This is a genomic window from Rheinheimera sp., from assembly GCF_020217005.1.
In the GTDB taxonomy this organism is placed as follows: Bacteria; Pseudomonadota; Gammaproteobacteria; order Enterobacterales; family Alteromonadaceae; genus Pararheinheimera.
The window spans coordinates 1-10,000 of record NZ_JAIWOI010000345.1; the positions used below are offsets into that span (position 1 = coordinate 1).

Below are 10,000 nucleotides of genomic sequence, written 5' to 3' on the forward strand. Positions count from 1 at the left end.
GCAGTTGGAAGGTAAATATCTGGTTCAAAACCGGGTGACAGGTCAAATCTATGAAAGCGCCCAGTTCCTCTACATGCTGGTGGCTGCTTGTTTATTTGCGAATTATCCGAAAGACAGCCGTTTAAGCTACGTGCGTCGGTTTTACGATGCAGTATCTACATTTAAAATTTCGTTACCCACGCCTATTATGTCTGGCGTGCGTACCCCAACCCGCCAGTTCAGCTCTTGTGTATTGATTGAATGTGGTGACAGCTTAGACTCAATCAATGCTACCAGCAGCGCTATCGTTAAATACGTAAGTCAACGTGCTGGTATTGGTATCAATGCGGGCCGTATCCGCGCTTTAGGTAGCCCTATCCGCAATGGTGAAGCCTTTCATACGGGTTGCATCCCATTCTACAAACACTTCCAGACAGCAGTAAAAAGCTGCTCTCAGGGTGGTGTTCGTGGGGGCGCGGCCACATTGTTTTATCCGCTGTGGCATTTAGAAGTTGAATCTTTACTGGTTCTGAAGAACAACAGGGGTGTAGAAGAAAACCGCGTCCGTCACTTAGATTACGGTGTGCAGTTTAACCGTCTGATGTACACGCGCCTGATTAAAGATGAAATGATCACCCTGTTCAGTCCTTCAGACGTACCTGGTCTGTATGATGCATTTTTCGAAGATCAGGAAAAGTTCGAAGAGCTGTACGTGAAATATGAAGCGGATGCGTCTATCCGTAAAAAGCGTATTAAGGCTGTTGAGCTCTTTACCCTGTTTATGCAGGAACGTGCCAGCACAGGCCGTATCTATTTACAGAACGTCGATCACTGCAACACGCATAGCCCATTTAATCCTAAATTTGCGGCGGTTCGTCAGAGCAATCTGTGTTTAGAGATTGCTCTGCCAACCAAACCACTGAATGACATCAACGATCCAAATGGTGAAATTGCCCTTTGTACTTTATCAGCCTTTAACTTAGGTGCTATTGAACATTTGGATGAGCTGGAAGAGTTAGCCGAATTGGCGGTACGGGCTTTGGATAGTTTATTGGATTATCAGGATTACCCTATTCTTGCTGCTTACCACGCCAGTATGAACCGCCGTACTTTAGGTATAGGCGTGATTAACTATGCCTATTACCTGGCCAAAAACGGCGTTAAGTACTCTGACGGTTCAGCCAATGCCTTAACTCACCGTACCTTTGAAGCTATTCAGTATTACCTGATGAAAGCCTCAAACAAACTGGCCCAGGAATTTGGTCCTTGTCCCAAGTTTAATGAGACAACTTACTCCGAAGGCATTATGCCTATTGATACCTATAAAAAGGATCTGGATAAAGTTTGTGCTGAACCTCTGCATTATGACTGGGAACAACTGCGTAAAGATGTGGTGCAATACGGTTTACGTAACTCCACCTTGTCTGCCCTGATGCCGTCAGAAACCTCTTCGCAAATATCAAATGCGACTAATGGTATTGAACCACCTCGTGGCCATATCAGTATAAAAGCAAGCAAAGACGGTATTTTAAAGCAAGTAGTGCCTGAGTATGAGCGTTTGAAGAACCAGTATGAGTTGTTATGGGATATGCCAAATAACGATGGTTATATCAGCCTGGTGGCCATTATGCAGAAGTTTGTTGATCAAACTATTTCTGCCAACACCAACTATGATCCGGGCAAGTTCGAAGGTGGCAAAGTACCAATGAAAATCTTGTTAAAAGATTTGCTGACAGCTTATAAGCTGGGTGTCAAAACTATGTACTACCACAACACCCGTGATGGCGCTTCCGATATACAGGAAGACATTAAAGCGACGCCGGAAGACGATGGTTGTGCCGGTGGCGCCTGTAAAATTTAAGTCTGGGGCTGCATTGCAGCCCTCTTTTTGTATGCATAGCTAATAAAAACACAGAGAAATTGCTGATGAGTTACACCACCTTTAGCCGTACGAACAATGATCAAATGAAAGAGCCGATGTTTTTTGGCAATCCGGTGAACGTGTCCCGCTATGATCAACAAAAATACGGTATCTTTGAAAAACTGATTGAAAAACAATTAAGCTTTTTCTGGCGTCCGGAAGAAGTGGATGTCAGTAAAGATCGTATCGATTTTCAGCAGCTGCCTGAACATGAAAAGCATATTTTTATCAGCAATCTGAAATACCAAACTCTGCTGGATTCAGTGCAAGGCCGTTCACCAAATGTGGCCTTATTGCCTATTGTCTCTTTGCCAGAACTGGAAACCTGGATTGAAACCTGGGCCTTTAGTGAAACCATTCACAGCCGCAGCTACACTCATATAGTACGTAATATCACGAACGAGCCACACAAGGTATTCGACGATATTTTATTGAACGAACGCATTATTGAACGTGCCGACGATGTTACGCGTTACTACGACGACTTAATCAGCTCAGTAAATCTGTACCATTTATGCGGTGAAGGCACCCATGTAGTCGATGGTAAAAACCATACTATCAGCTTGCGCGATCTGAAGCGTAAACTTTATATCTGTATTTTGTCAGTAAACGTGCTGGAAGCAATAAGGTTCTATGTCAGTTTTGCCTGTAGCTTCGCCTTTGCCGAACGCGAACTGATGGAAGGTAATGCAAAAATCATCAAACTGATTGCCCGTGATGAAGCTCTGCACTTAACCGGCACTCAGCATATGCTGAATATTATGGCTGCCGGCGAAGACGATCCGGAAATGGCTGAAGTAGCCAAAGAGTGTGAAGAAGAAGCTTACGCTATCTTCCGCAAAGCTGCTGAGCAGGAAAAAGATTGGGCGGAGTTTTTGTTTAAAGATGGCTCTATGATTGGTTTAAACAAGGATATTTTGTGCCAGTACGTGGAGTACATCACCAATAACAGAATGCAGGCAGTTGGGCTGAAGCCGATTTTCAGCACGACTCAAAACCCTATCCCTTGGATCAATGCCTGGTTAGTTTCAGACAATGTGCAGGTAGCACCACAAGAGTCTGAAATCAGCTCCTATTTAGTGGGACAAATCGATAACGAAATGGATGGCGCTGACTTCGGTGATTTTGATCTCTGATCTGCGACCACTGACATGGTCAAAGTAGTGGTGAAGGATGTGCTCAGTCTGGAGTTTGGTACTGAGCAACGCACCCTGCTAGATGCACTTGAGGCTCAGCAACAGCAAGTTAACTATCAGTGCCGGGAGGGCTATTGTGGAGCTTGCCGTTGTAAGTTAATTTCAGGTTCTGTCAGTTACATTAACGAACCACTGGCATTTGTCCGTAAAGGCGAAATCCTGCCCTGTTGTAGTATCCCAATCACAGACATAGAAATAGAATTGCCCTGAGTATCGTGAAATAATTCAGGGCAATTTATTTTCAGAAGTTCTGTTCAGAACATTCAGTATTATGACTTCTTGATACCTTCCACACTCAGATCTAAATGCACAGTGGCAGAAGCTGGGCCAAGGATATTTTTGATAGCGAAATCTTCCAGGTTGATGCTGGTTGTGCCAGCGAAACCGGCGCGGTAGCCGCCCCACGGATCAGCACCTTCACCCAGTTTAGTCGCATTGATAACGATTTCTTTGGTCACGCCATTTAACGTGAAGTTACCCACTACATCAAAATCTGCGCCAGCTTTTGGTACTATTTTAGTGCTTACGAAAGTCGCTTTGCTGTTTTTGTCTACATTGAGGAAATCCGGGCTGCGTAAGTGTTTGTCACGCTCGGCATGGTTAGAGTCAACACTTTTGGTGTCAATTTCTAGCTGGATTTTGGAGTCCGCTAACTTTGCAGCGTCATAACTGAAATTACCTTTAAAGGTATTGAAGCGGCCATACAGCCAGCTATAACCCAAATGACTGATTTTAAACTGTACAAAAGCGTGTGCGCCTTGGGTATCAATTTCATACTCAGCGGCTTGTAACGCTGGTGCTGCTAACATAGACGCCAATAAGCTGGCTACTAATAATTTCTTCATTCCAATCTCCTTTAAAAAATTAAGGTTTAAGCATTCGTTTTAACGTATTGTCTTTATCAAAAAAATGGTGTTTAAGCGCAGCTAAGGCATGCAATACTGCTAATGCAATCAAGCCATAAGCCGCGAATTTATGTACTAAACCGGCTTTATCTGCCTGTTCAGTGAATAATTCACCTGCCGAAGGTAAATCAAATAAACCAAAGACCTCTATGGGCCGGCCATCTGCAGTAGATATCAGGTAACCGCTGCAAATTATCAAAAATATAAGTCCATATAATGTCAGATGAGTCAGATGGCTGACGCGTTGCACAGCTTTACTGTGACTCGTCAAAGGCGTGGCAGTTCCGTTTAGCATGCGCCAGAGCACTCTGTAACCCATCGTCAGTAATAACAAAACCCCGACACTTTTATGCCAAAACGGTGCTGTCTTATACCAGGCGCTGTAATAGCTCAAATCCACCATCCAGAACCCCGAAGCAAAGAGTCCAATTACCACCACAGCCACCAGCCAATGCAGAATTATGCTGGTCCAGCCATACCCTTTATTTTCTGTTGTCATATTTAGCCCTCTTAATAGAAATAGCTTATCTTTCCAGAAGATGGTTTAAAATAACAAAATTAAGCACATTTTGTTCTATTTAATAGAAATATAATCAGTTTGCTGCTGAATTTCAGGCATAAAAAAAAGAGCCGTTCAGGCTCTTTTCAAACGATAGCAAAGTTTAGAATTCTACTTTACCATCACGGATATGTTGCTCGCCCCGCTCTTTAGCCAAAGCTATTTGCTTTTGTCGCTCAGCAAATGAAGCTTTTTGTTCTTCGGTAATTTTGTCGTGGCAATGAGGACAACTCAGCCCTTGCACATAAAGTGGTGACTTCATCTCGTCCTGTGACAACGGCATACGGCAGGCATAACACTGATCATAACTGCCTTGCTCTAAGCCATGTTTGACCGCTACGCGCTGATCAAACACAAAACATTCGCCCTGCCACAAACTTTCCTGCTCTGGTACTTCTTCGAGGTATTTCAGAATACCTCCGTCCAGGTGATACACCTCTTCAAAACCTTGTTCTTTTAAAAAGGCAGTGGATTTTTCACAGCGAATACCGCCGGTACAAAACATGGCGACTTTCTTGTGCTTAGTCTTATCAAGGTTCTGTTCAGCCCACTCTGGGAACTCACGGAAGCTGGTGGTATTTGGATTGATGGCATTTTTAAAAGTGCCTATCGCCACCTCATAGTCATTACGGGTATCTATAACTATGGTATCCGGATCTGAAATCAACTGATTCCAGGCTTCGCCTTTGACATAAGTGCCCACTATATGAGCCGGGTTGATCCCCTCAACGCCCATAGTGACAATTTCTTTTTTCAACTTTACCTTGGTGCGGTAAAACGCCTGTTCCTCAGCAAAAGATTCTTTATAAGACATACCGTCAAAGCGACTATCTGCAGCAAACCACTGCAGCATGGCATCTATACCTTCACGCGGTCCGCAAATAGTGCCATTAATGCCCTCTTCGGCCAACAACAAGGTGCCTTTCACTTTATTCAGGACTAAGTGTTGGTAGAGTTTATCGCGCAGAGCGACATAATCAGGTAAAGCGACGAATTTATATAAAGCAGCTACAACGTACATTTATTCAATTACCTTCTGCAATGCCGGACCGCAAATCCGGGGCAAAAATACGGGCCGCCATTATAACGACAGAAAACGAAATGACAAGTTACTGCAGCGCTAATGCTGTGTCGCTAAGGGTTGGGCAAGTGCCAGCTCAAAGGTTTGCTCTCCGTCTGTGATCAGTAGCCTGTCATCTTCACGCCACAAGTCGAGCTGCATATGGCCTTTGAGCATGCTACAAAAATCCAATAGCTGTTGGTGGGATAAAGTATGAAACTGCACATTTCTAAAATGTTGTTTATATTGGTTCTTTATTCTTCTTTGGTCAGCCTCATCCAAAAACAACACGACCTGGTCCGCCTGGTGACTGGCACGTTGCATGTGTTTTTCGCTGAGTAAATCGACATTGCACCAAAGTTTGATGTGGTCAGCAGCATCACTGACATAAAGATCAGGCGTTTTTCCTGAACTCTCTGTTTTTGCCAGTTGGGGCGATGACTCAAAAAAAGACAAATAAGCCAATAAACGGCGAGCAAAGTGCTCCGCAAGCTCTGTTTTATAAGGCGCTATATAACAGGTTCGCTTCTGGTACACATGGTTGAACTCTGACGCATAACTCAGATCCAACCGAATTACTTTACTGACGACTTGCATACTGACACCTCGTTGGTATCGGCAACAATCTCTGTTTAGTGTAGCTGAGATTGAATTGCACCGTATATCAGATGCATAGCCAGTGCCAGTAATACAGCGCCCATTAGACGATCGAACCAATAGCCCTTAAGCAACAAAAAAGTTCTTATTTTCTCATGAGTTAAAATCACTGATAGCAAAGCAAACCAAGCCGCTGTCGCAAAGGCCATATAAAGTCCGTAGATCACTTTGTACGAAAATGGTGTAACTGGCGAAATAATGGCAGCAAAAAGCGTTAAAAAAAATAAAGTCGCTTTGGGGTTCAGCCCATTAGTGACAAAACCAGAGCTAAAAGCTTTGAGCAAGGATGGTGATTCGCTCTCCGTATCTGTTGCAACTTCTGGTGCCGCACTGTCTGACGCGCTACTGCGAATAGCCTGAAAACCTATATAAGCCAGATATGTGGCAGACAACAGGCTAAACAGAGTAAACAACCAGGGAGTGGTTTTGATCAGCAATCCCAATCCGAGCAAGGAGTAACACACATGCAGAAAAATAGCCATGCCGATACCAAGACTAGCTGCCAGCGCAACATTGCGACCGTAACGAACTGCGTAACGTAATACGATTGCGAAATCGGGCCCTGGACTGGCGACTGCAACTAAATGAACAGATGCAATAAGTAAAAATTCAGGCCAGAACTCCATGCCTTATCCTTCTGATTATTAGGTATTTCTTTTCCGGACATTAAAACATGAGGTTTGGGGGTTTCGAAGTAAAATCTCGAAAAAATGTTACTTCATCACAAAAATACTTGCGTGAGGACCATTAATCCGCAAAAATGTTATAACATCACATTACGCAACTAACAGTAAAAGGTTTTCCGATGCGCTTTTCTTTTTATCAACTATCACCGCTTGCAGTACTGGTCGCTTCCGTTTTTTCTGCGCAAACTCTGGCGCAAAGTGTGTCCCTTGAAGGTCTGGTTCTGGACAATGAAGGCAAAGCCATCGAGCAAGCACGGATCCATGTTCATGGCCGTCAGCAATATGTGTATGCCGACAAAAATGGCCGTTTCACTATTCAGGCACCGGCTGACGCAGAATTACACATCTCTGCGAAAGGTTATGGTGATCAATTTGCCAAAGTCGCTGATGCCCAAAATAACGAGCTTAAAATAGTACTTCAGGTGGGTGGTCTGGAGCGTATTATGGTCGCAGCTTCCGGTTTGCACCATTACGACTTAGAAATGGCAAACCCCGTATCTGTAATGTCTGGCGAGGAGCTCAGCCGCAAAACAGAACCCACCATAGGCGAGACTCTGAAGTCTATGCCTGGTGTACACAGCAATTACTATGGCCCTGTCGCTGCAAGCCCAATTCTGCGTGGTTTGGATGGGCCTCGGGTACGCATTTTAAGTAATGGTCTGGATTCTGCGGATGTGTCACGCATTGGACCTGATCACGCGATCAGTGCTGATGCCATCACCACTGAACAAATAGAAGTACTACGTGGCCCTTCTACCTTGCTGTATGGTAGTGGTGCCGTCGGTGGTGTGGTGAATGTGGTGGATAACAGATTACCCCGCCAATTACGACCTGCCAGCACTCAAATTGAAACCCGTTATAGTTCTGGCGCCGATGAAAAAACTGCGGCTTTGGCGCATGACGGTGGTCAGGAACAAATTGCCTGGCATTTTGACGGCTTTAAACGCAAAACAAACAATTACGACGTCCCTGATTTTACCAATGACGAAGGTGAAAGCTCAGATCAACTGGCCAACTCCTGGCTGGACAACTCAGCCGCAAACGGCGGATTAAGCTGGATCACTGACAAAGGCTTATTAGGTTTCTCTATAGGTCATATTGACAGTGAATACGGTATTCCAGGCCATCACCATCATCATGAGGAACCTGAAGAAGATGCGCATGAAGAGGAAGAACACCATGACGAAGCTGGTGTCTTCGCCCGTGTTAAACAAGACAGATACGGTTTAGCGGGTGAGCTGTATAAGCCATTCGCTGGCATTGAAACCTTGTCCTTTAACAGCGCCCTGACCCGCTATCAGCATCATGAAATCGAGGGGGGAGCTATTGGTACTACTTTTAAAAATGACAGCTTTGAAAGTCGCTTTACCGCTGAGCATGAAACCTTAGCTGGTTGGCATGGTGTGGCAGGCTACCACCTGCAAAACAGTGATTACAAAGCCATAGGTGAAGAAGCCTTTACACCAGACACTAAAACAGACTCCCATGCATTGTTTGTGCTGGAAGAACGTAGTTTTGGTGACTTTACTGCCCAGTTAGGTGCGCGTATTGAACAGGTCGACTACAAAGCCTCCGGTATTGAATTTGAACACCATCATGATGAAGATGAAGCGGAAGATCATCAGGCTGAAAACGTCAAAAATGACTTTACCACGGCCAGTGTCTCTGCAGGTTTAGTCTGGAATTTCCAGCAAGGTTACAACTGGGCGCTGTCGGTGAGCCGCTCGGAACGTGCGCCAAGTGCAGCTGAGCTCTATTCCAACGGCGCTCATATCGCGACTCAGACCTACGAATTGGGTTTGGCTTATGCGCTGGATGCCGACGGAGAAATCACGCGGTCTGAAACCGACTTCAAAAAAGAAGTTGCGAATAACATCGACCTGACTTTGCGTAAGTTTGAAGGTGATTTCACGTTCACCTACAACCTGTTTTACAACAAAGTGCACAATTACCTCTACATGAAGGATTCGGGCCTGACCATGGCTGATCTGGAAGCACACTCAGAAGACGATACCGACGCTGGGCATGATCACGAGCATGAAGGCGAAGAATTCTCGATCTTCCATTATCAGCAACAAGATGCAACTTTGTATGGCGCTGAAGTCGCTATGGCCTATCAACTAACCACTGAGCAGGAACTGGAGTTTTTTATCGACTCAGTAAGAGCCAGGCTGGATAATGGCGGAGACCTGCCTCGCATCCCTCCTGTTAAAGTAGGCACAGCGTATAGCTATTCAGCGCAAGACTGGTCTGCCACTATTGACTGGACTCACTATATGAAACAAGACAGGCTGGCTGTTGGAGAGAGTGCTACAGGCTCTTACCAGATCCTTGATTTAGGTTTCAGTTATTACTTTAATCTGAATGAGCTGGACCTGACCGCCTTCGCTAAAGCCAATAATTTGACCGACGAATTAGGCTTTGTCCACAGTTCGTTTATCAAAGAAGATGCGCCGCTGCCTGGTCGCTCATTTACTCTAGGTCTCAAAGCACGTTTCTGATATCTACATACGAATTGCAGTGTCAGCGCTGCTGGTGACAAGCGTTTTCCCCAGTCGCATAGATACACTATGCTGCTGGGGAGTCAAGTTATGGTTACTTCGCTCTAAACCAAATTACTTTGTAAATCGATAAAGCTGTTACGCTCCTAAAACGCACAAGGCCCCGGTTTTCGGGGCCTTGTTATCTGAATTCGTTAATTATTGACCTCTGGCAAACAGGCCAATCCCTTTGTCTTCCATCGCTTCCCGGTACCCTCCGAGCCATTGCGATCTGGTGTCTAAATTCTGATAAGGACAAATCTCTTTTGAGCGACCTGTGACAGCGGCGCGATAACCTTGAGCGTGGGCACGTTCTAAACGATCTCTTTTCTGTCTTTTCATAAGGCAATCTTCCTCGATCTGATAAATAACAAGCAACTTGCGTTGCACTTTAATAGATAGTAGAGATGCTCAAAAGGTTCCACAAAGAAACTTGGCGCTGCCCTATTGACATTAAGTAAGAAACTGAAGTTATTTAAGATTTGATGACAAAATAA

The 10,000-nt window shown here is 44.8% G+C and carries 10 protein-coding genes; 4 read left to right on the forward strand and 6 right to left on the reverse strand.

Features of this window, described 5'->3' with window-relative positions; all coding sequences use genetic code 11:
- From nrdA to yfaE, 3 genes are all read left to right on the forward strand, one after another.
- Nucleotides 1–1,840, forward strand: a 1,840-nt coding sequence (gene nrdA, locus LDL40_RS16915) for a class 1a ribonucleoside-diphosphate reductase subunit alpha (protein WP_300996622.1), incomplete at its 5' end; no start/stop codon positions are given.
- Nucleotides 1,841–1,905: 65 nt separating this feature from the next.
- A complete protein-coding gene (gene nrdB / locus LDL40_RS16920; RefSeq protein ID WP_300996623.1) occupies nucleotides 1,906–3,036 on the forward strand; it encodes a class Ia ribonucleoside-diphosphate reductase subunit beta in 1,131 nt (376 codons plus the stop codon).
- Between the two features lie 15 nt (nucleotides 3,037–3,051).
- On the forward strand, nucleotides 3,052–3,306 hold the full coding sequence (gene yfaE / locus LDL40_RS16925) for a class I ribonucleotide reductase maintenance protein YfaE (protein WP_300996625.1): 255 nt from the start codon (nucleotides 3,052–3,054) through the stop codon (nucleotides 3,304–3,306).
- 59 nt (nucleotides 3,307–3,365) lie between these two features.
- Here yfaE and LDL40_RS16930 read toward each other — a convergent pair whose 3' ends face one another.
- From LDL40_RS16930 to LDL40_RS16950, 5 genes are all read right to left on the reverse strand, one after another.
- On the reverse strand, nucleotides 3,366–3,941 hold the full coding sequence (locus LDL40_RS16930) for a YceI family protein (RefSeq protein WP_300996627.1): 576 nt from the start codon (nucleotides 3,939–3,941) through the stop codon (nucleotides 3,366–3,368).
- Nucleotides 3,942–3,960: 19 nt separating this feature from the next.
- Nucleotides 3,961–4,500: a cytochrome b gene (locus tag LDL40_RS16935; protein WP_300996628.1), complete on the reverse strand. Its 540-nt coding sequence runs from the start codon at nucleotides 4,498–4,500 to the stop codon at nucleotides 3,961–3,963.
- 163 nt (nucleotides 4,501–4,663) lie between these two features.
- Entirely contained in the window at nucleotides 4,664–5,581 is a 918-nt protein-coding gene (locus tag LDL40_RS16940) for a rhodanese-related sulfurtransferase (RefSeq protein WP_300996629.1), read from the reverse strand.
- A gap of 99 nt (nucleotides 5,582–5,680) precedes the next feature.
- A complete protein-coding gene (locus tag LDL40_RS16945) occupies nucleotides 5,681–6,217 on the reverse strand; it encodes a YaeQ family protein (protein WP_300996631.1) in 537 nt (178 codons plus the stop codon).
- Nucleotides 6,218–6,252: 35 nt separating this feature from the next.
- Nucleotides 6,253–6,903, reverse strand: a complete 651-nt coding sequence (locus tag LDL40_RS16950) for a LysE family translocator (protein WP_300996633.1) — start codon at nucleotides 6,901–6,903, stop codon at nucleotides 6,253–6,255.
- A 179-nt stretch (nucleotides 6,904–7,082) separates the two neighbouring features.
- Between LDL40_RS16950 and LDL40_RS16955 the strand changes: the two genes are divergently transcribed.
- Entirely contained in the window at nucleotides 7,083–9,464 is a 2,382-nt protein-coding gene (locus tag LDL40_RS16955) for a TonB-dependent receptor (RefSeq protein ID WP_300996634.1), read from the forward strand.
- Nucleotides 9,465–9,662: 198 nt separating this feature from the next.
- Here LDL40_RS16955 and rmf read toward each other — a convergent pair whose 3' ends face one another.
- Complete coding sequence (gene rmf, locus LDL40_RS16960) at nucleotides 9,663–9,845, reverse strand: ribosome modulation factor (protein WP_046521510.1); 183 nt, start codon at nucleotides 9,843–9,845, stop codon at nucleotides 9,663–9,665.
- Nucleotides 9,846–10,000 lie beyond the last annotated feature (155 nt).

Coding starts and splice junctions, on each gene's coding strand:
- yfaE (WP_300996625.1), top strand. CDS start 3,052: ATGGTCAAAGTAGTGGTGAAGGATGTGCTCAGTCTGGAGTTTGGTACT.
- LDL40_RS16935 (WP_300996628.1), bottom strand. CDS start 4,500: ATGACAACAGAAAATAAAGGGTATGGCTGGACCAGCATAATTCTGCAT.
- LDL40_RS16950 (WP_300996633.1), bottom strand. CDS start 6,903: ATGGAGTTCTGGCCTGAATTTTTACTTATTGCATCTGTTCATTTAGTT.
- LDL40_RS16940 (WP_300996629.1), bottom strand. CDS start 5,581: ATGTACGTTGTAGCTGCTTTATATAAATTCGTCGCTTTACCTGATTAT.
- LDL40_RS16945 (WP_300996631.1), bottom strand. CDS start 6,217: ATGCAAGTCGTCAGTAAAGTAATTCGGTTGGATCTGAGTTATGCGTCA.
- rmf (WP_046521510.1), bottom strand. CDS start 9,845: ATGAAAAGACAGAAAAGAGATCGTTTAGAACGTGCCCACGCTCAAGGT.
- LDL40_RS16930 (WP_300996627.1), bottom strand. CDS start 3,941: ATGAAGAAATTATTAGTAGCCAGCTTATTGGCGTCTATGTTAGCAGCA.
- LDL40_RS16955 (WP_300996634.1), top strand. CDS start 7,083: ATGCGCTTTTCTTTTTATCAACTATCACCGCTTGCAGTACTGGTCGCT.
- nrdB (WP_300996623.1), top strand. CDS start 1,906: ATGAGTTACACCACCTTTAGCCGTACGAACAATGATCAAATGAAAGAG.